23 protein-coding genes are annotated in these 25,223 nt (G+C 38.1%); all 23 read right to left on the reverse strand.

Annotation, left to right across the window (positions count from 1 at the left end; translation table 11 throughout):
- Positions 1 to 30: 30 nt before the first annotated feature.
- Entirely contained in the window at positions 31 to 2,154 is a 2,124-nt protein-coding gene (gene pnp / locus M3189_RS00970; RefSeq protein WP_251630966.1) for a polyribonucleotide nucleotidyltransferase, read from the reverse strand.
- A gap of 227 nt (positions 2,155 to 2,381) precedes the next feature.
- Complete coding sequence (gene rpsO, locus M3189_RS00975) at positions 2,382 to 2,651, reverse strand: 30S ribosomal protein S15 (protein WP_095247643.1); 270 nt, start codon at positions 2,649 to 2,651, stop codon at positions 2,382 to 2,384.
- A 143-nt stretch (positions 2,652 to 2,794) separates the two neighbouring features.
- The gene (ribF, locus tag M3189_RS00980; RefSeq protein WP_251630968.1) at positions 2,795 to 3,763 is read right to left on the reverse strand and encodes a bifunctional riboflavin kinase/FAD synthetase; all 969 of its coding nucleotides are present in this window, start codon (positions 3,761 to 3,763) and stop codon (positions 2,795 to 2,797) included.
- Between the two features lie 32 nt (positions 3,764 to 3,795).
- A complete protein-coding gene (gene truB, locus M3189_RS00985) occupies positions 3,796 to 4,716 on the reverse strand; it encodes a tRNA pseudouridine(55) synthase TruB (RefSeq protein WP_251630970.1) in 921 nt (306 codons plus the stop codon).
- A 60-nt stretch (positions 4,717 to 4,776) separates the two neighbouring features.
- Positions 4,777 to 5,148, reverse strand: a complete 372-nt coding sequence (rbfA, locus tag M3189_RS00990) for a 30S ribosome-binding factor RbfA (RefSeq protein ID WP_179161206.1) — start codon at positions 5,146 to 5,148, stop codon at positions 4,777 to 4,779.
- 16 nt (positions 5,149 to 5,164) lie between these two features.
- Entirely contained in the window at positions 5,165 to 5,446 is a 282-nt protein-coding gene (locus M3189_RS00995; RefSeq protein WP_251630972.1) for a DUF503 domain-containing protein, read from the reverse strand.
- Entirely contained in the window at positions 5,443 to 7,716 is a 2,274-nt protein-coding gene (gene infB / locus M3189_RS01000; RefSeq protein ID WP_251630974.1) for a translation initiation factor IF-2, read from the reverse strand. The genes M3189_RS00995 and infB overlap by 4 nt, the downstream gene beginning before the upstream one ends.
- Before the next feature lie 19 nt (positions 7,717 to 7,735).
- The gene (locus M3189_RS01005; protein WP_095247649.1) at positions 7,736 to 8,038 is read right to left on the reverse strand and encodes a YlxQ family RNA-binding protein; all 303 of its coding nucleotides are present in this window, start codon (positions 8,036 to 8,038) and stop codon (positions 7,736 to 7,738) included.
- Complete coding sequence (rnpM, locus tag M3189_RS01010) at positions 8,035 to 8,319, reverse strand: RNase P modulator RnpM (protein WP_251630976.1); 285 nt, start codon at positions 8,317 to 8,319, stop codon at positions 8,035 to 8,037. Before rnpM ends, M3189_RS01005 begins: the two co-directional genes overlap by 4 nt.
- Positions 8,320 to 8,338: 19 nt before the next feature.
- Complete coding sequence (nusA, locus tag M3189_RS01015; RefSeq protein WP_251630978.1) at positions 8,339 to 9,463, reverse strand: transcription termination factor NusA; 1,125 nt, start codon at positions 9,461 to 9,463, stop codon at positions 8,339 to 8,341.
- Between the two features lie 39 nt (positions 9,464 to 9,502).
- Positions 9,503 to 9,973, reverse strand: a complete 471-nt coding sequence (gene rimP / locus M3189_RS01020) for a ribosome maturation factor RimP (RefSeq protein WP_251630980.1) — start codon at positions 9,971 to 9,973, stop codon at positions 9,503 to 9,505.
- A 204-nt stretch (positions 9,974 to 10,177) separates the two neighbouring features.
- A complete protein-coding gene (locus M3189_RS01025; RefSeq protein ID WP_251630983.1) occupies positions 10,178 to 14,500 on the reverse strand; it encodes a PolC-type DNA polymerase III in 4,323 nt (1,440 codons plus the stop codon).
- Between the two features lie 168 nt (positions 14,501 to 14,668).
- Positions 14,669 to 15,928, reverse strand: a complete 1,260-nt coding sequence (gene rseP, locus M3189_RS01030; RefSeq protein ID WP_251630985.1) for an RIP metalloprotease RseP — start codon at positions 15,926 to 15,928, stop codon at positions 14,669 to 14,671.
- A 17-nt stretch (positions 15,929 to 15,945) separates the two neighbouring features.
- A complete protein-coding gene (dxr, locus tag M3189_RS01035; protein ID WP_251630987.1) occupies positions 15,946 to 17,088 on the reverse strand; it encodes a 1-deoxy-D-xylulose-5-phosphate reductoisomerase in 1,143 nt (380 codons plus the stop codon).
- A gap of 21 nt (positions 17,089 to 17,109) precedes the next feature.
- A complete protein-coding gene (locus M3189_RS01040; RefSeq protein WP_251630988.1) occupies positions 17,110 to 17,898 on the reverse strand; it encodes a phosphatidate cytidylyltransferase in 789 nt (262 codons plus the stop codon).
- A gap of 42 nt (positions 17,899 to 17,940) precedes the next feature.
- Positions 17,941 to 18,720, reverse strand: coding sequence for an isoprenyl transferase (locus M3189_RS01045; protein ID WP_251630990.1), 780 nt, complete (start codon positions 18,718 to 18,720; stop codon positions 17,941 to 17,943).
- A gap of 219 nt (positions 18,721 to 18,939) precedes the next feature.
- Positions 18,940 to 19,497 carry a ribosome recycling factor gene (frr, locus tag M3189_RS01050; protein WP_251630992.1) on the reverse strand — a complete coding sequence of 186 codons (558 nt, stop codon included), beginning with the start codon at positions 19,495 to 19,497 and terminating at the stop codon, positions 18,940 to 18,942.
- Positions 19,497 to 20,222, reverse strand: a complete 726-nt coding sequence (gene pyrH, locus M3189_RS01055; protein WP_251630995.1) for a UMP kinase — start codon at positions 20,220 to 20,222, stop codon at positions 19,497 to 19,499. The genes frr and pyrH overlap by 1 nt, the downstream gene beginning before the upstream one ends.
- Positions 20,223 to 20,327: 105 nt before the next feature.
- Positions 20,328 to 21,209, reverse strand: a complete 882-nt coding sequence (tsf, locus tag M3189_RS01060) for a translation elongation factor Ts (RefSeq protein ID WP_251630997.1) — start codon at positions 21,207 to 21,209, stop codon at positions 20,328 to 20,330.
- 128 nt (positions 21,210 to 21,337) lie between these two features.
- Positions 21,338 to 22,042 carry a 30S ribosomal protein S2 gene (gene rpsB, locus M3189_RS01065; RefSeq protein WP_251630999.1) on the reverse strand — a complete coding sequence of 235 codons (705 nt, stop codon included), beginning with the start codon at positions 22,040 to 22,042 and terminating at the stop codon, positions 21,338 to 21,340.
- 193 nt (positions 22,043 to 22,235) lie between these two features.
- Complete coding sequence (codY, locus tag M3189_RS01070) at positions 22,236 to 23,015, reverse strand: GTP-sensing pleiotropic transcriptional regulator CodY (protein WP_095247662.1); 780 nt, start codon at positions 23,013 to 23,015, stop codon at positions 22,236 to 22,238.
- A 55-nt stretch (positions 23,016 to 23,070) separates the two neighbouring features.
- Positions 23,071 to 24,474: an HslU--HslV peptidase ATPase subunit gene (hslU, locus tag M3189_RS01075; RefSeq protein WP_251631000.1), complete on the reverse strand. Its 1,404-nt coding sequence runs from the start codon at positions 24,472 to 24,474 to the stop codon at positions 23,071 to 23,073.
- Positions 24,475 to 24,490: 16 nt separating this feature from the next.
- A complete protein-coding gene (gene hslV, locus M3189_RS01080; RefSeq protein ID WP_251631002.1) occupies positions 24,491 to 25,033 on the reverse strand; it encodes an ATP-dependent protease subunit HslV in 543 nt (180 codons plus the stop codon).
- Between the last annotated feature and the right edge of the window lie 190 nt (positions 25,034 to 25,223).

Raw genomic sequence — 25,223 nt, forward strand, 5'->3', positions numbered from 1 at the left:
CTTTCTATATCACTTTTAAACGGGTAGGGCTTATTGTTGTTTTTCTGCTTCAGCCTTTTCACGTTGTTCCTTTAATATTGCTTTACGTGATAAGTTTACACGACCTTGTTTATCAATTTCTGTAACTTTCACTAGGAATTCATCACCAATTTTGATGACATCCTCCACTTTTCCAACTCGCTCTTCAGCTAGTTCGGAAATATGGACAAGTCCATCTTTTCCGGCAAATATTTCTACAAACGCTCCAAACTTTTCAATGCGTTTGACTTTGCCAAGATACATTTCGCCTACAACAACCTCACGAACGATATCTTCAATAATTTTCTTTGCCTTTTGGTTCATTTCCTGATTTGTAGAGGCAATAAATACTGTTCCATCTTGTTCGATATCAATCTTAACACCAGTTTCCTCAATAATCTTATTGATTTGCTTACCGCTTGGCCCAATAACATCACGGATTTTATCTGGGTTAATTTTCATTGTTAAGATTTTTGGAGCAAATTGTGAAAGCTCGATTCTAGGCTCTGCAATCGTTGCCAGCATCGAATCTAAGATATGCATTCTGCCTTTTTTAGCCTGTTGCAATGCTTCTTCAAGGATTTCACGTGAAAGTCCTTTAATCTTAATATCCATTTGAAGGGCAGTGACTCCCTTAGCTGTTCCTGCAACCTTGAAATCCATATCGCCAAGGTGGTCTTCCATACCTTGAATATCGGATAAAACAGTGTAATATTCTCCAGAAGCTACAAGACCCATTGCAATACCTGCAACCGGTGCTTTAATTGGAACACCTGCATCCATCATCGCTAATGTACTTGCACAGATACTTGCTTGAGATGTAGAACCATTTGATTCTAAAACTTCAGAAACAAGGCGAATCGTATAAGGGAAATCCTTTTCATTTGGTATTACTGGTTCTAGTGCCCGTTCACCAAGAGCCCCATGTCCTATTTCACGACGGCCTGGTCCACGGATTGGTCCAGTTTCACCAACGCTAAATAAAGGGAAGTTGTAATGGTGCATAAAACGCTTTTCTTCTTCGATACCCAAACCATCTAGAATTTGAACATCACCCATGGCACCTAAAGTACAAATACTTAATGCTTGAGTTTGTCCACGTGTAAACAATCCTGAACCGTGAGTACGCGGCAGGATCCCTACCTGTGAAGATAAAGGACGTATTTCATCGATTTTCCGACCGTCTGGACGGATTTTTTCAACTGTTATTAAACGGCGGACTTCACCTTTAACAATTTTATCTAGTATTTGTTTTACCTGCTTCAAATCATCGTCTGTTGCCTCGTCCTCTTGGAACTTAGCTATAACCCGATTTTTAACTTCTTTAATGGCATCCTCACGTGCATGCTTTTCTTGAACCTGAATAGCAGTTACCATTTCAGCTTCGCATATTTCTCTAACTTCAGCTTCTAAATCTTTATCTAGTTCATAAAGAACAACTTCTCTCTTTTCCTTGCCTGCTTCAGCCATAATCTTTTCTTGGAATTCGATGAGACGTTTGATTTCTTCATGTCCATACATGATAGCTTCTAGCATTACTTCCTCAGAAACTTCATCAGCACCAGCTTCAACCATGTTAATTGCATCTTTTGTACCTGCAACGGTTAAATGAATGTCGCTTTTTTCAGCTTGTTCTACGGTTGGATTAATCACAAATTCTCCGCCAACTCTACCAACGATTACACCAGCGATTGGTCCCTCGAATGGAATGTCAGATGTACATAGTGCTAAAGAGGATCCAAACATTGCTGCCATCTCTGACGAACAATCCTGATCCACACTCATGACAATGCTGATTACTTGGACATCATTACGGAATCCATCAGCAAAAAGCGGGCGAATGGGACGGTCAATTAAGCGACTAGCTAAAATAGCTTTTTCACTTGGACGACCTTCCCGTTTAATAAAGCCTCCAGGTATTTTCCCAACTGCATATAATCGTTCCTCATAGTTACATGTTAATGGAAAAAAGTCTAAGTTTTTTGGTTCTTTTGAAGCTGTAGCTGTACTTAAAACTGCCGTATCTCCATAACGGATCATTACGGCTCCATTTGCTTGTTTGGCTAGTTGTCCAATTTCAACGGTTAATTTACGTCCAGCCCAATCCATGGAATACTCATGTTTCGTATGTTCCATATTCTTACCCCTCTCTATCCAAATCACTTTAGAGGATAATGCGAAATAACTTCGCTCTAATCATCTAATATAAAAAAAGCGTTTTACGCTTATGTTATCAATACAAATATACTATTAGTATGCACAAATTTTCGCGACTTAAAATATGTATATAAGATTTTGTGTTGTTCGTATGATATTCTTTTTTTAACCTAACAAAAAAGCGGGAAAAATCCCGCTTCTTTTGATTATCGACGAAGTCCAAGTTTAGTGATTAATACACGGTAACGTTGAACATCTTTATTACGTAGGTACGTTAAAAGATTACGACGCTTACCAACCATTTTCAACAGACCGCGACGTGAGTGGTGGTCCTTTTTGTGAGTACGTAAGTGCTCATTCAAATTGTTGATTGATTCAGTAAGGACAGCGATTTGAACCTCTGCAGATCCAGTATCGTTATCATGAGTTTTGTACTCAGCGATAAGTTCGTTTTTACGTTCTTGTGTGATTGCCATCCTATTCACCTCCTAAATTTCATATCCCCTGTTACTGAGCAAGCGTCGGTGACTCGACTTGCCAAGCAAAGGTTATTTTTAATACGTTAATAAGAATACAACGTTTCACGTCAAAAAGCAAGTTATAACCTAAGAAAAGGCTATTATTCGCAATTATTCGGTAAGTGTTTGTCGATTTTACTAAAGTATTCAAGTGCATTCTGTTTATCTTTTTCGATTTGGGTTACTAGTTCTTTGATTCCGGAGAATTTTTGTTCTTTTCGCAGGTAATGATGCCATTCGACCTTTACTACCTCACCATAAATATCTTTGTTAAAGTCAAACACATGGACTTCAACTGACACTTTTAACGCTTCTTTATTAAAGGTTGGTTTGTAGCCTACATTACATACACCTTCGTACCAGTCTTCCCCTATCTTGATTTTCACTGCATAAACACCAAGAGGAGGTAAAATATATTCATCTTTCGTTTCAACATTTGCGGTTGGAAACCCAATCGTTCTGCCTCTTTTATCTCCATGGACAACAATACCTGCTGTCATATAAAATCTTCCGAGTAATTCTGGCAGCTCGACTGTTTTTCCATCTTTGATATATTGACGAATTCTCGTTGAACTTACCTTTTCATTCCCACTGGTTAATTTATCAACAGTGGTGAAAGTAAACTTTTCTCTTGAATGGAAAGGCAATACCTCCATGGTTCCCTTCCCCAAACGGCCGTAAGAGTAATCAAATCCCGCAACCACATGTTTTACATTTAAATCAATCACATACTGGTCGATAAATTCTTGTGGCAGCAGATTAGCAAATTCCGGTGTAAAATGGACAATAAAAAGAAAATCAATACCTAATTCCTCAATGATTTTTATTTTCTCAGCTAAAGGTGTTATGTATTGAACATGCTTGTCAGTTTTCCCTAAGACAACCGATGGGTGAGGGTCAAAGGTCATAACGGCAGAGTGGAGTCCTTTTTGGTGCGCTTGTTTTTTTGCCTCAAGTATCACCTTTTGATGACCAAGGTGAACACCATCAAAATAACCAAGTGCCATGGATAATGGAGGAATTTCAGTTTTATCTATATTTAATGGATATTTTAGCTTTATTACTTCCAATTGAAACTCACCTTTTCTTATCAGTAACCTTTTTAACCTTGATCATTACGCAAAACTTTAACTGGTTTTAAGAGCCCTGGCTTGTTCGGATGTACCGAATAAATGGCAAGAGCATTTCCCTCTTCCGTTTGAGCGATAATAGGTTCGTTACTATTTATTAAATACTCTGGTATAGGTAAAAGTGCGCCATTTTTCACTTTCTCTGCTACTTTATCATTTATTATGTATTTCGGCAAATGAGAAAGTGCCATTTCTAAAGGTCTTAAACAGGTTGAAATAGTACCACTTTCCATTAACTTTTCTATTTGTTCAAACGTCAGGCAATCATCAAGTGTAAATGCTGCTGATTGGACTCTAATTAGATTTGACATATGTGCCGGGTATCCAAGACTCTCGCCAATCATAACCGCTAATGTCCTAATATAGGTTCCTTTACTGCAGCTTACTCTAAATCGAAAAGAAATGGTTTCTCCTGAAAACTCTTCTCTTTCATCAAGAAGTTCTATCGAATAAATGGTCACTTTTCTAGTTGGGCGTTCCACTTCAATTCCTTTGCGAGCAAATTCGTAAAGCCTTGTTCCATTTACTTTTACCGCAGAATACATTGGTGGAGTTTGCTCGATTTCACCTGTAAAAGATTCGAGAACTTTAAGTATTTCTTTCCTGCTGAAGGTATCTACAACCTTTTTCTCCTCAACCTTTTCTCCGGAAGCATCTTCGGTTGTAGTGGAATAACCTAGGGTTACTTCACCTTCATAGCTCTTTCCGGCGTCTGTTATGTATTCAGCTACTTTAGTTGCTTTCCCTATACAGATAGGAAGCACTCCAGTTACATCTGGATCTAGCGTTCCCGTATGACCCACCTTTTTTGTTTTTAATATTTTTCTTAATCTAAAAACACAATCATGCGACGTTAGTCCAGCCGGTTTATATAAAGGTAAGATTCCTTCCACCCTTGGTCACTCCAATTCTTTTTTGTATCGAAAAAAAAGGATAGACAATTGTCTATCCATTTATTCTTCTTCATTTTTTTCCATGCTTCTTTCTTCATGGTGCAATTGGTGAATAAGCGAGTTAATTCGATTTCCGTAATCCATTGACTCATCCCATTCAAAAAGGATTTCAGGTGTTTTGCGCAAGCGAATACGATGTCCAATTTCAGTTCGGATAAATCCTTTCGCCTTTGCAAGACCTTTAAGTGTGTTTTCCTTTTGTTCTTCATCGCCCAAAACAGAAATATATACTTTTGCTTGTTGTAGATCTCCTGTTACTTGAACATCAGTGACTGTCACAAAACCGATCCGGGGATCTTTAATTTTTCGACCGATGATGTCACTTAGTTCTTTCTTCATTTGTTCTCCAACACGATTTGCTCTGTGGCTCATTACTTCACCTCTTAATTTAAAGCCATTCTATATCGGTGATTGTTCTTTCTATTTCAGGGAAAGAATCAATTAATTTAAGTGCATTTTGCAGCTCTAGTTCAGTCATTACCCGGCTGGATGTTACTGTAGCAATAGCTATTTTTGTTCTCTGCCACATATCCTGATAATCAACCTCTGAGACAGACACATTAAATTTTTGTTTTAACCTAGTGAGAATACGCTGTAGTACCGCACGTTTCTCTTTTAGAGAATGAGCATCGTAGATGATACATTCACATACTGCTAAACCAACAATCATTTGCGTTCAATTTCTTCCATTACGTATGCTTCAATAATATCTCCTTCTTTAACATCATTGAAGTTTTTAATGGTAATACCACATTCATAACCTTGTGAAACCTCTTTGGCATCATCTTTAAAACGTTTTAATGCGTCGATATTTCCTTCAAAGATGACAACCCCGTTACGAATTAAACGAATTCCGCTATCACGAGTAATTTTCCCGTCTGTCACGTAAGAACCTGCAATGGTTCCAACCTTTGAAACTTTAAAGGTTTGACGAATTTCTGCTTGACCAATTACTTTTTCCTTAAATTCAGGGTCTAGCATACCTTTCATAGCAGCTTCAATTTCTTCAATAACCTTGTAAATAATACTATGAAGTCGAACGTCGACCTTTTCTTGCTCAGCTGCACGCTTCGCATTTACGTCTGGACGAACGTTAAATCCAATCACAATCGCATTTGAAGCAGCGGCAAGGGTAATATCTGACTCATTAATGGCACCAGCACCACTATGAATAATTCTAATATTAACACCTTCAACATCAATCTTTTGCAGTGAAGCTGCCACAGCCTCAGCTGAACCTTGAACGTCAGCTTTTAGGATGATGTTTAAATCCTTCATCTCACCTTGCTTTAACTGTTCAAATAAATTGTCTAGGCTGACGATTGATTTCTCACCACGTTGTGCTACCAATGCTTGCTGTGAACGTGCTTCACCGACTTGACGAGCAGTTTTCTCATCGTCAAATACAACGAAACGGTCACCAGCCTGTGGAACATCACTTAAGCCCGTAATTTCAACAGGTGTAGACGGTCCCGCTTCTTTCACACGGCGTCCTAGGTCATTTACCATTGCACGAACACGACCATACGTGTTTCCTACAACAATAGGGTCACCTATTTTCAGGGTACCATTCTGAACAAGTAAGGTAGCCACTGATCCACGGCCTTTATCTAATTGTGCTTCAATTACTGTTCCAACTGCTTTACGGTTAGGGTTTGCTTTCCATTCTTCTACTTCACTAACAAGTAGAATCATTTCTAAAAGATTATCGATTCCTTCTCCTGTTTTTGCGGATAGTGGAACAAAGATTGTATCTCCACCCCAAGCTTCAGAAACTAATCCATGCTCGGTAAGCTCCTGCATAACACGATCGGCGTTGGCAGCTTCTTTATCCATTTTATTAACTGCGACGATAATTGGAACCTCAGCAGCCTTTGCATGGTTAATGGCTTCAACTGTTTGAGGCATTACACCATCATCAGCAGCTACAACAAGAATGGTTATATCCGTGATTTTCGCACCACGTGCACGCATCGTTGTAAAGGCAGCATGTCCCGGTGTATCAAGGAATGTTATCTTTTTACCATTTTCAACAACTTGGTAAGCACCGATATGCTGAGTAATTCCCCCCGCTTCACCTTCTGTTACCTTTGTATGACGAATGGAATCAAGCAAAGTGGTTTTACCATGGTCAACGTGACCCATAATCGTAACAACGGATGGTCTTTCAACGAGGTCTTCAGATTCATCCTCAGTAAAATAAACTTCAAGGTCAGTTGCATCGATTTTAATTTCCTCTTCAACCTCAACCCCGTATTCGCTCGCAATTAATTCAATCGCATCTTTATCTAATACCTGATTAATGGTCGCCATAACTCCCAATAAAAACAGCTTCTTGATGATTTCAGAAGGTTCACGGTAGATTTTCTTAGCCAGTTCTCCAACAGTCAATGAATCGCTAAAAGTTATTTTAGCCGGAAGCTCTTTCACTTTCCTTACTTGTGGCTGTGCTTGTTGAACCGGTGTATGATTCTTTTTCCGGTTGTTATTATTATTGCGATTTTGATTATTATTATTAAAAGGTTTTTTATTCCCTTTTCCAGCGCTGAAAACCTTATTTTCCTTGGATTGGAATTGTTGATTTTGCTTTTTAGTGTCAGCCGTTTTTGGTGGAGAGGCCACTTTCACCTTGCTAGGTGTAGTAGTTTTTGCGTCATCATCCTCAAAAGCTTTTGGACTTGTTTTACTTTGCACTTGTGGTTTAACTCCCTGCTGCTGTGGATTCTGATTCTGGCGATTTGGTTGTTGTGGTCTTGCTTGCTTTTGCCCAGGATTGCTTTGGTTTTTATTATAAGTTGCGTCTAGCTTTACAACTGCAGCATCCTCAATTGTTGCCATATGATTTGAAACTTCAATGTTCATTTCTTTCAATTTCGTGATTACATCTTTACTTGAAATATTGTGTTTCTTTGCGTACTCATAAACACGTATTTTACTCATATTTTCACCCCCGCTAGAATTAATCGAGCAACGTCATCAGTTTTTTCGCAAATCCATTATCCAGCACAGCTACAACTACGCGGGCTTCTTTGCCAATCGCTTGGCCTAGAAGGTGGCGATCTTCCACTAGTTTATAGGGAACTTCGTATGACTTACATTTATCTGTAATTTTTTTTGTCGTATTTGCAGATGCATCTGCCGATAATAAAACGAGCTTTGCTTTTCCGCTTCGAATTTCCTTAACAGAAAGCTCCTCACCCGAAATGATTTTCCGTGCTCGATTGGCTAAGCCAAGTAACGACATCCATTGATTTGTATTCATATAGACTGCCTGTTTTCCTTTTCTATCAATTCCAATAGTTCTTCATATAATGATTCATCTATAGTAACCTGTAAATGATTAGATAAGGTGTTTTTCTTCTTGGCTAGTAGGACTGCTTCTTTGTCCTTAGAAAGGTAAGCACCTCTACCCGACTTTTTTCCAGTTAAGTCGATAGAAACTTCCCCTTCTTTTGAGCGAACGATGCGAACGAGTTCTTTTTTCGGCTTCATTTCACCGGTTGCGACACATTTACGCATAGGAACTTTTTTACGATTGTTCACAATCTATTCACCTCATTTATTATTCCTTTTCTTCTTCTTCTTCGTTAAAGTCAACGTCTACTTCATCATCAAAAAGTCGAATCATTTCTTCACGTGGATAGATTCCCAGTTCACGTGCTTCTGTTTCGGACTTGATATCAATTTTCCAACCAGTTAACTTTGCTGCAAGGCGGGCATTTTGTCCACGCTTTCCAATTGCTAGTGAAAGCTGATAGTCTGGTACAACAACAGTCGTCGCTTTTTCACCTTCATTTACCATTACATCTAAAACTTTAGATGGGCTTAATGAATTCGCAACAAAGATGACTGGATTATCTGACCATTTAACAATATCAATTTTTTCACCTTTTAATTCATTCACAACTGCTTGAACCCTTGTACCTTTAGGACCTACACATGATCCAACCGGGTCAACCTCATTGTTATCCGAATGAACAGAAATTTTCGAACGGTCTCCTGCTTCACGAGCAACAGATTTAATTTCAACTGTCCCATCATATATTTCCGGAACTTCAATTTCGAATAATCGCTTGAGCAAACCAGGATGTGTTCGTGAAACGAAAATCTGAGGACCCTTTGTTGTTTTTTCTACTTTCGTAATAAAAACCTTTATACGGTCATGAGGCTTATAGCGCTCATTTGGCATTTGTTCATTTACAGGCAGCAGCGCTTCAATTTTCCCAAGGCTGACATAAATAAATTTTGAATCAAGTCTTTGAACAATTCCAGTCATGATATCTTCTTCACGATCGATGAACTCGGAATAAATAATTCCTCTTTCAGCTTCCCTAACCCTTTGGGTAACGACTTGCTTTGCTGTTTGGGCAGCAATTCTGCCGAAGTCCTTTGGTGTTACTTCCATTTCAACTACATCTTCAACAGAATAGTTTGGATTTATGTTTCTTGCATCTGCTATGGATATTTCAAGGCGAGGGTCAAAAACCTCATCCACTACTTCTTTCCTTGCAAATACTCTCATTGAGCCAGATTGCAGATTTAAATCAATCCGAACATTTTGGGCTTGGTTGAAATTACGTCGATATGCCGATACAAGTGCAGCTTCAATCGCGTCAATTAAAACATCTCTAGAAATGCCCTTTTCTCTTTCTAGTATTGTAAGAGCATCTAATAATTCGCTGCTCATCTGATTATATCCCCCTATCTACTATATATTTATCTTTCATTATGAAAAAATAACTGCTAGTCTTGCACTAGCCACTTTTTCAAAAGGTATTTCAATTACTTTTTTTCGGGTTTTGATTTTCATCTCTACTTTTACTGTTTTCCCGTCGTAATCTAGCAATACCCCTTCAAAACCTTTTTCACCGTTAATCGGCTCATACGTTTTAATAAACACATTTTTACCAATTGCCTTTTCAAAATCTTTTGCTTTTTTAAGCGGTCGTTCTGCACCTGGAGAAGATACCTCAAGAAAATAATTTTGGGTTATCGGGTCAAGCTCATCGAGTTTTTCACTAAGCCGTTCACTGACAATGCCACAGTCCTCTATATCAACACCGTTTTCTTTATCAATATATATGCGCAGAAACCAGTTTTTCCCTTCTTTTACAAACTCGATTTCCACCAATTCTAATTCAAGCTCCTGGATAATTGGCTGCGCTAGCTCTTCTACTACTTCTGTTACTTTGCTCATGTTTAACCTCCTTTACCGACATTCCACCCATATTATTACGAATTACACGGAAAGTTTTATTAGTTACTCTACAAAAAAAGCTTTATACAAAAATGAAAGAGCGGGTTTCCCCACTCTTGAACGAGAGTATTTCTTAGTATTTCCAATAAAACTATACCATAACCAAATTTTATATGCAAACAACAATAGCGGTGATCGCCTTGTTTAGAATAGAGATAACTGGTTTTGTTCTGGTAATGAACCTAGACAACCAAGTTTATCTAAATATTCTAGTATAGTTTTTGACACTTTTCCACGTTGCTGCAAATCTTCTTTAGAAAGAAACTCTCCATCCTGTCTTGCCTTTACAATATTATAAGCGGCATTTGTTCCAAGCCCCGGTATAGAGTTAAATGGAGGGATTAATGAATTTCCTTCAATGATGAACTCCGATGCGTCTGATTTATATAAATCATAATTTTGGAAAGTAAATCCTCTTTCCGTCATTTCAAGTGATAGCTCAAGGACCGTTAGCAAGTTCTTTTCCTTGTTTGATGCCTCAAGTCCCTTTGCATTAATGTCTTCAATTATTGCCCGAATAGATTCAGAACCACGGGACATTGCTTCAATATCAAAGTCCTCGGCACGAACGGTAAAATAGGCTGCATAGTATAACAACGGAAGATGAACCTTGAAATATGCTATTCTAACTGCCATTAACACGTACGCAGCTGCGTGGGCCTTTGGAAACATATATTTAATCTTTTTACAAGAATCAATATACCATTCAGGAACCTCATTTTTGCGCATTTCTGCTTCCATTTCTTCTGTGAGGCCTTTCCCTTTTCGGACCGATTCCATTATTTTAAACGCAAAAGATGGCTCTAGTCCTTGGTAAATTAGATAGACCATAATATCATCCCGACATCCAATAACTTCACTTAAGTTACAGGTGCGATTATGAATTAACTCTTGTGCATTTCCCAGCCATACATCTGTTCCATGTGATAAACCTGAAATTTGAACTAATTCGGAAAAAGTCGTAGGTTTTGTATCTTCAAGCATTTGACGAACAAAGCGTGTACCGAATTCTGGTATCCCAAGGGTCCCGGTTTTACACATAATTTGTTGTTCGGTAACACCTAATGATTCTGTGCCGCTAAAAATTTTCATTACTTCTGGATCATCTGTTGGAATGGTTTTAGGATCCATTCCACTTAGGTCTTGAAGCATTCTAATAACTGTTGGATCGTCGTGACCTAGTATATCTAGTTTTAAAACATTATCATGAATAGAATGGAAATCAAAATGAGTTGTCTTCCATTCTGAATTTCTATCATCTGCTGGAAACTGAATTGGTGAAAAGTCATAAACATCCATGTAATCAGGGATAACAATGATTCCGCCAGGATGCTGACCTGTCGTTCTCTTAACGCCCGTACAGCCCGAGGCAAGTCTTTCAATTTCTGCTTGACGTAATTGTAAATTATTGTCCTGTTGATATGCTTTAACATATCCAAAAGCCGTTTTATCTGCAACAGTACCAATCGTACCTGCCCGAAAAACATTATCTTCTCCAAAAAGAACCTTTGTGTAGTTATGCGCACGCGGTTGATACTCTCCGGAGAAATTGAGATCGATGTCGGGCACTTTGTCCCCTTTGAAACCAAGGAATGTTTCAAAGGGAATGTCATGTCCGTCTTTTCGATATTTACTTCCACATTGCGGACAGTCTTTATCTGGCAAATCAAATCCTGATCCAACCGAACCATCATTGAAGAATTCCGAATGCTTACAGGTTGGACAGACATAATGAGGTGGTAAAGGATTTACCTCGGTAATCTCTGTCATCGTTGCTACAAGTGATGACCCAACTGATCCACGTGAACCAACAAGATACCCATCATCCAATGATTTTTTTACAAGCTTATGTGAAATTAAGTAGATAACAGCGAACCCATGGCCAATGATACTCTTCAATTCTTTTTCAAGACGCGCCTCAACAATTTCCGGAAGTTGTTCTCCGTAAATATTCCTTGCCATTGAATAACTCATTTCCCGCATTTCTTCATCGGCGCCTTCAATTTTCGGAGTGTATAAGTCGTCTTTAATCGGTTTAATGACGTCAATCATATCAGCTATTTTGTTTGTATTCGTTATTACAATTTCCTTCGCCTTTTCTCCTCCAAGGAACGAAAACGCAGCAAGCATTTCATTTGTTGTCCTGAAATGGACATCTGGGAGTTTGTGACGATTTAGCGGGTTGGCTCCACCTTGCGAGTTAACTAAAATTTTCCGATAAATCTTATCATTTTCATTTAGATAATGGACATTACCAGTTGCCACAACAGGAATTCCTAATTTATCGCCAAGCTTTACAATATTACCAATAATATCTTCTAATGCCTTTTCATCACGAACGAGTTCCATCTCAATCAATGGAGCATTAACTTCCTTTGGCATGACCTCAAAGTAATCATAGAATTGAGCATAAGCTTCCACTTCATCAGGAGATTTTTGCATCATCCCCTCGAATACCTCTCCTTTATTACAGCCGGAACCAACAAGAATTCCTTCTCTGTATTTTTGAAGAACGGACCTTGGCAGCCTTGGTACGCGATAAAAGTATTCAATATGAGCAATCGATACGAGTTTAAATAAATTCTTCAAACCGACTTCGGTTTGTGCTAATAAAGTACAATGATAAGGACGTGCTCGCTGATAAGAATTTCCCTTACCCATGTTGTCGTTAAATTGATCATGGTACTCTATTCCTTTTTCAGAAGCATCCTTGAGCATTTTCAATAGCAGATATCCTGTTGCTTCTGCGTCAAAAATGGCTCTATGGTGCTGGGTTAATTCAATATCAAACTTCTTCGTTAATGTGTTTAACCGGTGATTTTTCATTTCTGGGTAAAGGAATCTACCAAGTTCAAGGGTATCAATTACTGGATTTTTTGCCTTTTCAAGGGCGATTTTTTTATATCCTACATTAAGAAATCCCATATCAAAGGATGCATTGTGTGCAACCAGGACTCCGTCTTCTACCCAATCATGAAACCTTTGGATTACCTCTCCGACTTCTGGAGCATTTTGAACCATATCATCGGTGATTCCTGTTAAATTGATCGTTGTTGCTGATAGTCGATGATGTGGATTGGCGAAGGATTCAAATCGGTCAATAATTTCCCCATCTCGTATTTTTACAGCCGCTAGTTCAATTATCGTGTCATATACGGCTGAAAGACCTGTCGTTTCAACGTCAAATACAACAAATGTATCTTCTGCCAGTAAACGATGGGCGTCATTATAGGTTATTGGAACACCATCATCCACAAGATTTACTTCAACACCATATAGGATTTTAATATCATTTTTCTTCCCAGCGCTATACGCCTCAGGAAAGGATTGAGCAACAGCATGGTCTGTAACCGCAATCGCCTTATGCCCCCAATTCTTTGCTTGAGCAATGAGGGCACCTACAGGAGTTACAGCATCCATTGAACTCATTGGGGTGTGAAGATGCAGTTCTACTCGTTTTTGATTATCAGGCGCCGTATCCTTACGGCCTGCAGGTTTAATTTCATTTATATCATTTCCAATCATGACTAAATCGCGGACGAATGTATCATTTTGGATGCTTCCTCTAACTCGTACCCACATTCCTTTTTTAACGAGCTGGTAAAGGGCTGCATCTTCTTTGTCGCGAGAGAACATTTTAACCATAAGCGAACTGGTGTAATCGGTAATCTTAAATGTTAATAGCGTACGTCCACTTCTTAGTTCCCTTGTCTCCGCATCAAAAATGTACCCTTCTACGGTGACTCTGCGTTCTTCATCGACAATATCAATCATACTTCTTAAGTCTTGATCATCCTTGATAGTCAGCCCGATGGAGAGAGGCCCTTCCGGAACCCCTCCACCAGCATCTTTCTCAGCTTCTTTCTTTTGTAAATCAGCTAAGGCCATTAGACCGCGTTCCTGATCTTCTTTTTGTTTCGCTAATAAGAATTGTTGATATTCGTCATTCTTTTCTCCGCTTTGAATATCCGTTTCAAACGATAAGCTTGGAAATCCATATGACTGATAAAGACTGGTAATCAGCCCTCCATATTTCCTTTTTATGGCCATTCCTTCCGTCTCATTATTCACTGATACCGTTAACTTATTACCGCTAAGTACCGGTACCTGTTCATTGAGTAATTTTAACATTGGCGGTGAGATGCCATCGATTTGCTGAATACTATAATTCCAATATTCCAGGAGCAATTCGGGGTGAAAGGTTGGATTTTCTACTTTTAAGTCATAAGAAATCTTGGCGATACTAGAAAACTTTCTTTCAAGCTGCGTAGTAAAACGAAGATATAAACTAAAAGGAAGAATTTTTTCTAGTAAAAATTGAAAATGCCATTTACGAGATTTCTTTTCTACAATAAATCTTTCAATTTGTGCATTTTGAAATTGTGCTACTACAGCGTCCTCTTGTAATTCTAGTTGCTGGAGCAAGAGTAAGAATCGCTCTTTTTTGCCAGAGGCATGTTCGCTCATCATTCCCTCTCCCATCTATATAAAGTCTCTCTCATTTTTCTTTAATCAAGAAATAATTATATCATATGATACATAATCAATCGGCTTATTTCGACAGAAAAATAAAACCAAAAAAGTAAATAAAAAAAGGTTCACCAGGGAACCTTTTTCTCAATTTTATTAATGAACTTACAAGAAAAATCTTTGAATATCATTCCAAGTAACCACCAGCATGAGGAGCATAAGAAGCGCAAATCCAATAAAGTGGACCATTCCTTCTTTATGACGATCTATTGGCTTTCCTCTGACAGCTTCGACTGCAAAGAACATTAGTCTTCCGCCATCTAGTGCTGGGATTGGCAAGAGATTCATGATTCCTAGGTTAATACTTAAAATAGCTGCCCACTTCATCACATAGTAAATTCCTGATTGAACTACTGTATCCGTGGAAGCATATATACCAACAGGCCCAGAGAGCATATCGATCGAGAACTGACCCGTAACTAACTGTCCAAGCATGACAAAAATTTGCTTTGTCCAAAAATATGTTTCCGTAAAACCTGCAGTAATGGCTTTTAATGGTGATTTTTCTATTGGGCTGTATACTCCAATTAGACCTATCTTTTCTCCTTCAACTGTTTGTTCTTTCGGAGTAACGGTAATTTCCTGTTCGCTGCCATCACGGCTTATTGAGAAATCTAGTGTTTCATTAGGATTTTCCCTGATAATTTCTACGACATCAGACCAGGTGGAGATTTCAGCACCATTAATACTTTGGACAATATCACCTTCTAATAATCCAGCTGCATTTGCAGCACCATCAGGTGTAATGACCCCCAATTTAGGCTCGTTAGTAGGAACACCTTGTAAAAAGGCGATAATAATGAACAAAAAGAATGCCAAGACGAAATTCATCATCGGGCCTGCAAAAATGGCCATCGTTCTCTGAGGCAGCGTTTTTGAAGCAAATTGACGATCATAAGGGGCCAATTGTGTTTCTATCCCATTTTCAACTGTAACAGCTGTTGGACTTATAGCAAAGGTTTGTAAGCTTTCTTCTTCGTCCTCTGGATATCCCTTAATAATCAACTTATGTTCAATATCTGCATACTCTACTTCCACAATCCGACAATTAGGATACTTTTCTTTATTGTTCATAATAATTTTATTTACGTTATTATCTTTGTCAAACAATAGCCCGATTCTGTAACCAGGTTTTAGTTCAACTCCCTCTGGATCTTCACCAGCCATCCGAACAAATCCACCAATTGGCAGTAACCTAATTGTATACGTAGTTTCCCCTTTTTTATGAGTGAAAACCTTTGGACCAAACCCGATTGCAAATTCGCGGCACAAAATTCCTGCACGTTTCGCAAAGACCAAATGGCCTAATTCATGGAAAAATACTAAAGCACCAAAGATAACGATAAAGGCAATAACTGTAGTCAAACTAAAAACCACCTTTTTTATAGAAGTGAATTTACATATTGTCTTGTTTCTTTGTCCACCTCTTGAATAATGGATAAGTCAGGATTTTTTATTAATTCGTGCTTGTTTAATGCCTTCTCAATCATATCCTCAATTTGTAAGAAATTAATTTTTTCATTTAGAAAAGCAGCTACAGCCACTTCATTTGCAGCATTTAAAACGGTAGGCATTGTTCCCCCTAGTTTGCCGGCCTCGTAAGCAAATTGCATGCAGCGAAAACGATTTACGTCCATTTCCTGGAAATGCAACTGAGCAATTTTAGCTAAATCTAACCTTTGAGAGGAAGTTAAGGGTAAGCGGTCAGGATAGGTGAGTGCATATTGAATCGGTACTCTCATATCTGGTGTTCCAAGCTGTGCTATTATGCTGCTGTCATGGAATTCAACCATTGAATGAATAATACTTTCTTTATGAAGCAGCACATCGATTTTTTCATAAGGCATGTTGTACAGCCAATGAGCCTCAATTACCTCAAGACCTTTATTCATCATCGTTGCAGAATCTATTGTTATTTTTGCCCCCATTGACCAGTTGGGATGATTTAAGGCTTCTCTAACCGTAACTCCTTCTAGCTCTTTACGTGTTCTATCACGGAAGCTGCCACCAGAAGCCGTCAAAATCAATCTTTCTATATTCTTTTCCTTTTCACCCTGTAAGCACTGATAAATCGCAGAATGTTCACTATCCACGGGAAGTAATGCCACTCCATTTTTTTCCGCAGCTTCCATAACTAGATGACCAGCCGTAACAAGTGTCTCTTTATTGGCAATCGCAATGGTTTTCCCCGCTTCAATTGCTTGTAAGGTCGGGTTTAAACCAACACTTCCAATCACAGCATTTACTAGGATATCAGCTGAAGGAAATACAGCTACTTCTACAAGACCCTCAACTCCATATGTGAATTTGATACTAGGAAATTCTGCTTTTAATGTAATACAGTCTTGATACTCTTGTACAGAAACTAGCTCTGGCTGAAATTCAAGAATCATTTTTCGTGCTAAATCTAGATTTTTCCCAATTGATATAGAGACTAATTTAAATTCAGACGGATGTTCACGAAGAATATCTAAAGTTTGGGTGCCTATCGAACCTGTAGCCCCCAAAATGCTAATCTTTTTCAACAGATGTTCAACTCCTAAAATTTACCACAAGTGAAAAAAGTGTAATAATGGCAAAACGAATAATAGACTATCGAAACGGTCAAGGATTCCACCATGACCTGGCAGGATATTTCCTGAATCCTTTACATTAAAATGGCGTTTAAATGCTGATTGGACAAGATCCCCTATTTGTCCAAAGACAGAAAGGACAACGGTAATTCCCATTAATGTTAGGATTGTAGCATTGATTTCAGAAAATATAGCAAACAATACAGCAACAATTAAGGCTGAAACCACTCCACCTATGGAGCCCTCAACCGTTTTATTCGGACTAATTTCCGGCCATAGCTTGGTTTTTCCTGTAGCTTTACCGATAAAGTAAGCACCTGAATCCGTCGCCCAAATCATGAATAATGAATAGAAAATATAGACGATACCCGCATCACGAGTCTCAATAAAGAAATAAAATCCTATTCCCACATAAATGGCTGACAAAATCGAAAAACCAGCATCTTCAAATGTATATCGATTCTTTGTAATCACGGTATATGCCAATAATAAAAGGATAAAAGCAATACCAAGTTCAGTTTTTGTATAATTAAAAGTATCTACTATATCACTATACTGCACCGGAAAAAGAATAACCCAGAGAAATAAAACAGTTAGCAGTCCATGAACAGAAAAGATACTAAGTTTTTTCATTTTTAATAACTCATACAATCCCACAGTTGCGAGGAAATATGTTAAAAGGACAAAAGGCAGTCCTCCATAAAAAACAATTGGTAAAAATAAAGCAGCTGCTACAACTCCTGTAATGATTCTTTGCTTCATCTACGATTTCAACACCTTTATAGTACTTGAGTGAGAGATTTATTAGATACCACCAAAACGACGTTGACGGTTTTGATATACTTCTATTGCTTCAATTAGATGCTTTTCTCTGAAATCTGGCCATAATACATCCGTAAACCAAAACTCCGTATATGCTAATTGCCACAACATGAAATTACTTAGCCTGATTTCGCCACTCGTACGGATTAATAAATCAGGGTCATTGAGGTTAGAAGTCATCAGATACGAGGAGAAAATCTCTTCATTTAACTCTCCCTCTTTTAGTATTCCACTTTTATAATCATTTAAGACTTTTTGGGCTGCATCAATAATTTCGGCTCGGCTGCCGTAGTTAAGTGCAAAGTTTAATACAAGTCCATCATTATTCTTTGTATCCTGGATAGCTCTTTCAATTGCATTTAATGTATGTACCGGAAGTTGATCTTTATATCCCATCATCGTTACTTGAACATTTTCTTCAATTAATTCAGGTAAGAAGGTTCCTAGAAATTCCTCTGGAAGCTTCATTAAATAGTCCACTTCATTCTTCGGCCGCTTCCAATTTTCAGTTGAAAAAGCATATAACGTAAGTGTTTTAATTCCAAGTTTGTTGGCTAACTTCGTTATTTTACGCACGACCTTCATACCTTCATGATGTCCGGCAATTCGAGGCAAGGCTCTCTTCTTAGCCCAACGACCATTGCCGTCCATAATAATCGCAACATGTTCCGGTACTGGCAATTGTTTAACCTTTTCTATATTTTCTCGGAGTGTGGAAGAGTTATTGTTTTGATTCTTCCAAAGCCTTATTTTATTAAACATAACATTGCTCCTCCAAATTAAGATAATCATTTCCTCCGATAATAGATCATGCCCACAGAGCCTGTGTTGATATATATGAAGAATGCTGATTTTTGCATGCTTTTATCATACCAAAAAAGTAAAAATATATCTTCTACTAAATAAGTTATGTACTTGTACAAGAAATAAGAATGACTAATAGTGAAAAAAACCCCCTAAAAAAGAGGGTTCTCACAATAATTAAACTTCCAAGATTTCTTTTTCTTTGTCTTTTGTTATTTGGTCAATCTTACTTATGTGTTCATCTGTTAGTTTTTGAATATCATCTGAATAACCTCGAAGAGCATCCTCTGTAATTTCTCCGCTTTTCTCCAGCTTTTTCAAATCATCATTACCGTCACGTCGAATATTACGAATCGCAACTTTCGCCTCTTCAGATTCCTTCTTTACTAATTTCACTAGCTCTTTTCGACGTTCTTCCGTCAATTGAGGAATGGCAAGTCTAATAACCGTACCATCATTTGATGGATTTAATCCTAAATCTGATTTGAGAATCGCCTTTTCAATATCACCAAGTATCGATTTATCATAAGGCTGGATGACAAGGAGTCTTGCTTCTGGAGTTGAAATTCCAGCCATTTGATTCACTGGTGTTGGTGCTCCATAATAATCAATTGTAATTCTATCTAGTAAAGAAGCACTTGCTCTCCCTGCACGAATACTAGCAAGCTCACGAGAATACGCTTGAATTGCTTTAAGCATTCTATCCTTCGTTGCTGAAACCACTTGTTTTGGCATTAATTTTTCCCCCTAACAATCGTTCCAATTTTCTCACCCATTACTGCACGTTTAATATTTCCTTGTTCCATAATCGAGAAAACAATAAGTGGAATATCATTATCCATGCATAATGAAGATGCAGTTGAATCCATGACAGCTAACCCTTCTTTGAGGACATCTAGGAAAGAGAGGTCTTCATACTTCGTTGCATTAGGATCAAGACGCGGATCAGCAGAATACACACCATCCACATTGTTTTTTGCCATTAAGATAACTTCAGCGTCAATTTCAGCTGCACGTAAAGCAGCAGTCGTATCAGTTGAGAAATATGGATTTCCTGTCCCAGCTGCAAAAATAACCACTCTCTTTTTTTCTAAATGTCTCATTGCCCGACGTCTAATGTATGGTTCTGCAACTTGACGCATTTCAATTGAGGTTTGTACTCTTGATTCAATTCCCAGATGTTCTAAACTATCTTGCAGTGCTAAAGAATTCATTACAGTGGCTAGCATCCCCATATAATCAGCAGTTGCTCTGTCCATTCCCATCTCACTGCCTATTTTACCACGCCAAATATTACCTCCGCCAACAACAACTGCCACTTCAACACCAAGTTCGGCAATTTCCTTTACTTGTCCTGCGATTGATTTAATTACGGATGGTTTAATACCGAAGCTTGATTCTCCTGCAAGTGCTTCCCCGCTTAATTTTAGAACGACGCGTTTGTACTTAGGACCGCTCATATAAACCTCCTTATTATGTATATGATGATAAAAAACCTTTAAAAATAGGGAACACAACGTGTTCCCTATTCAAAACATATTTTTTCGTATCGTACTTAAAACCAATTACTTTTTATTAATTTGGTTCATAACTTCTTCAGCGAAGTTGTCTTCACGTTTTTCAATACCCTCGCCCACTTCGTAGCGTATGAATTCACGTACAGAAGCACCTTTTGATTCAACGAATTGACGAACCTTTTGATCTGGGTTCTTAACAAAAGTTTGGTCTAGTAGACATACATCTTCAAAGTATTTACCAAGACGGCCTTCAACCATTTTTGCTACGATATTTTCTGGTTTTCCTTCGTTAAGTGCTTGTGTAGTTAACACTTGACGCTCACGCTCAACTTCTTCTTGAGAAACTTGATCACGAGAAACATATAAAGGTCGTAGAGCAGCAATGTGCATGGAAACATCTTTAGCAGCATCTGCGTCAGTAGTACCTTCAAGAACAGTTAATACACTAATACGTCCGCCCATGTGAAGGTATGCGCCAAATGCATCATTATCAGTTTTAGAAACAACAGTAAAACGACGAAGTGATAACTTTTCACCAATTTTAGCAATAGCAGCATTGATATAGTCTGCAACAGTCACTCCATTGATTGTTTGTGCAGTAGCTTCCTCAACTGTTGCTGGTTTGTTAGCAAGCAAGTGTGCAGCTAATTCTTTTACTAGGCTTTGGAAAGCTTCGTTCTTTGCAACGAAATCAGTTTCAGAGTTTACTTCTAAAATCACTGCATCGTTTCCTTCTGCAACAACATATGTTAAACCTTCTGCAGCAATACGGTCACCTTTTTTCGCAGCTGAAGCAATCCCTTTTTCACGTAAGAAGTCGATTGCCTTTTCCATATCACCATTTGTTTCTGTTAAAGCCTTTTTACAATCCATCATTCCTGCGCCAGTTTTTTCGCGTAGTTCTTTTACCATTTGAGCAGTAACTGCCATGATTTTTTCCTCCTTCAATTCCTATGTACATACTTATATCTTAGCCATTGTTCGCTAAGATAAACCTTTAAAAAAAGGTGATAAAGGGTCTCCCTCTTATCACCTTTTTTTAGTTCAAACTATTTGACTTACGCTTCTACCGCTACTTCTTCACCTTGTTTTGCTTCAAGGATAGCGTCTGCCATTTTACCTGTTAAAAGCTTAACCGCACGAATCGCATCATCATTCGCAGGAATAACTACATCGATTTCGTCTGGATCACAGTTAGTATCAACAATTCCAACGATAGGAATGTTCAATTTTTTAGCTTCAGCAACAGCGATACGCTCTTTACGAGGGTCGATAATGAAAAGTGCATCTGGAAGCTTCTTCATATCTTTGATTCCGCCTAAGAACTTTTCAAGGCGTTCTTGTTCTTTCTTTAATTGAACTACTTCTTTTTTAGGTAATACTTCGAAAGTACCGTCTTCTGACATTCTTTCAATATCTTTTAAGCGACCAATACGCTTTTGGATTGTTTCAAAGTTTGTTAAAGTACCACCCAACCAACGTTGGTTAACAAAGTACATACCTGAACGAGCTGCTTCTTCTTTAACAGAATCTTGAGCTTGTTTCTTTGTACCAACAAAAAGGATAGTTCCGCCGTTAGCAGCTAGATCTTTCACCCAGTTATAAGCTTCTTCAACTTTTTTAACTGTTTTTTGTAGGTCGATGATGTAGATACCGTTACGCTCTGTGAAGATATATTTCTTCATTTTTGGGTTCCAACGGCGAGTTTGGTGTCCAAAGTGTACACCAGCTTCAAGCAATTGTTTCATTGAAATTACTGACATGTTTTTTTCCTCCTATGGTTTCGTTTTCCTCCGCAAGTCTCATTTTTAAACAGCAACTGTATTAACAGCACCGGCTGCTTAAATCAACAAGCGTGTGTAATAACACCGTAAAATAATATAGCATATGTGAAGATAACAATCAAGTTTTACTTCAGAAAAAAATCCCCGGTAAAACCAGGGATGTTTTCATTCATTAGTTAGAACGTAATTTATCTAACTCAACTAAGAATTTATCATTTAAAACTTTGATATACGTTCCTTTCATACCAAGAGAACGAGACTCAATGACTCCAGCACTTTCAAGCTTTCTCAAAGCATTAACAATTACAGAACGAGTAATACCAACACGGTCTGCAATTTTCGAAGCAACTAACAAGCCTTCGTGTCCATTTAACTCTTCAAAAATATGTTCAATCGCTTCAAGTTCACTGTACGATAATGAACTGATTGCCATTTGAACAACAGCCTTGCTTCGTGCTTCCTCTTCAATTTCCTCAGACTTTTCACGCAGGATTTCCATACCAACAACAGTAGCACCATATTCAGCAAGTATAAGGTCATCATCATGGAACTTCTCTTGCAATCTTGCAAGAATTAATGTTCCAAGGCGTTCACCTCCGCCAATAATAGGAACGATTGTAGTTAACCCCTCACGGAATAAATCTCTATTTTCTACTGGAAATGCTGTGTATTGACTTTCTACATCAAGATTTGAAGATGTCTCTTGAATATTAAATAGACCATTTATATATTCTTCAGGAAATTGGCGATCCTCTAGCATTTTTTTCATACGGTCATTTTCGATTTGCTGATTAATAGCAAAGCCTAAAAGCTTACCACGGCGACTGACAACAAAAATGTTTGCTTCAATTACTTCACTTAATGTCTCTGACATTTCTTTAAAGTTTACCGGCTTCCCTGCTGCCTTTTGTAATAACACATTAATTTTTCTAGTTTTTGTAAGTAAATCCATCTGTTTCTTCCTCCTAATTAACTCAGAACCATTATTAAGTTTTATTGTTCTATCATTACAAGATAAATTGGCTTAAATCTTTATTTTTCGCTATTGCTCCAAGCTTATCATCTACATATTGTGGAGTAATGGTAACCTTCTCCATTAAAATATCAGGTGCTTCAAACGATAAATCTTCTAATAACTTCTCCAATATTGTGTGAAGTCTTCTCGCCCCGATATTATCTGTATTTTGATTCACTTCAAAAGCAACTTCAGCTATTCTACGAATAGCATCGTCAGAAAATTCAATTTGTATACCTTCTGTTTCTAATAACGCTTGATATTGTTTAATCAATGCATTATCAGGTTCAATCAAAATCCTGAAGAAATCCTCAACGGTTAATTTTGTTAATTCAACACGAATCGGTAACCGCCCTTGTAATTCTGGTATTAAATCTGATGGTTTTGACATATGAAATGCACCAGCAGCAATAAATAAAATATAATCTGTTTTTATTGAACCATATTTTGTAACAACTGTTGAACCTTCAACAATCGGTAATATATCTCGTTGTACACCCTCACGAGACACGTCCGCAGAGGAACCTCCAGCGTTTTTGCTGGCAATTTTATCAATTTCATCAATAAAGATGATACCTGTCTGTTCAGCACGGTAAACAGCTTCAGTCGTAACCTCATCCATATCAATCAATCTAGCGGCTTCTTCATTTGTTAATACTTTTCTTGCTTCGTGCACAGTTAATTTTCTTTTCTTCCGTTTCTTCGGCATAAAGCTGCTGAGCGCATCTTGCATGTTCATACCCATTTGTTCCATCCCTGAACCTTGCAGCATATCAAACATGGATGGTGATTGCTCTTCCACTTCAACCGTAACCATCTCTTCTTCTAATTGGCCAAGAGCAAGCTTTTCCCTTACAATCTTACGTTTTTCAGTAATAGAGTAATCCTCTTGATGTGTGTCCTGATCCGGAGTTGCATTTCCGCCGCCAAATAACATTTCAAGTGGATTTTTATAATTTTGTGCTTTCTTCGCTGATGGAACGAGTAAATCAACTAGCCTTGCATTTGCATTTTCCTCTGCACGTTCCTTAACAGACAGCATTCTATCCTCTTTTACCAATCTAACAGATGTTTCAACGAGGTCACGAACCATAGATTCCACATCACGGCCAACATATCCGACTTCCGTAAATTTCGTAGCCTCCACTTTAACGAATGGGGCTCCAACAAGTTTCGCAATTCTTCTGGCAATTTCCGTTTTACCAACACCCGTTGGACCAATCATTAAAATATTTTTAGGAATAATTTCTTCGCGGAGTTTTTCGTTTAACAAGCCTCGTCTATATCGATTTCTAAGTGCAACCGCAACTGCCTTTTTTGCGTCCTTCTGACCAATAATATATTGATCAAGTCTCTCAACAATTTGACGCGGTGTTAGGTTATCTGTTTTAGCCATTGTAAGTTCCCTCCCGTTAGAGCTCTTCAACGATAATGTTGTGGTTTGTGTATACACATATTTCAGCAGCTATTTCTAAAGAAGCCTTTGCAATTTCTTTTGCTGTAAGATGGTCACCTGCATATTTCTTTAGAGAACGTCCAGCTGCCAGCGCATAATTTCCACCTGATCCAATTGCTAGAATTCCATCATCAGGCTCAATTACTTCTCCTGTTCCTGATACTAGGAGTATATCTTCCTGATTCATAACAATTAACATGGCTTCTAGCTTTCTTAGCACCTTATCACTTCTCCACTGTTTAGCAAGCTCAACAGCAGCTCGTTGGAGGTTTCCGTTATATTCTTCTAATTTCCCTTCAAACATTTCAAAAAGGGTAAAAGCATCGGCAACAGATCCGGCAAAACCAGCTAATACTCTTCCATTAAATATCTTTCTAACCTTTTTTGCTGTGTGCTTCATCACTACAGCATTACCAAATGTGACTTGACCATCACCTGACATTGAACATTGACCATTATGATGGATTGCAAATATCGTCGTGGCATGAAATTGGTTCATCATTCTTCCTCCTCTTGCATTTTTACTAATGGCTCTTTTCTAAGAAAAGAGCCTGCAAACTTAATTTCGAGCACAAAATAGTTTGTTCCTCGTTAAAATCGGCTTTAGGATTTTAACAACACTCTTTACGAAAACAGCCTGACTAGTAAACCTATGTAACAAGAGATTGTCATAAGTAGACAAGTGAATT

It is taken from the genome of Neobacillus niacini (genome assembly GCF_023715415.1).
Lineage (GTDB): Bacteria > Bacillota > Bacilli > Bacillales > Cytobacillaceae > Neobacillus > Neobacillus niacini_C.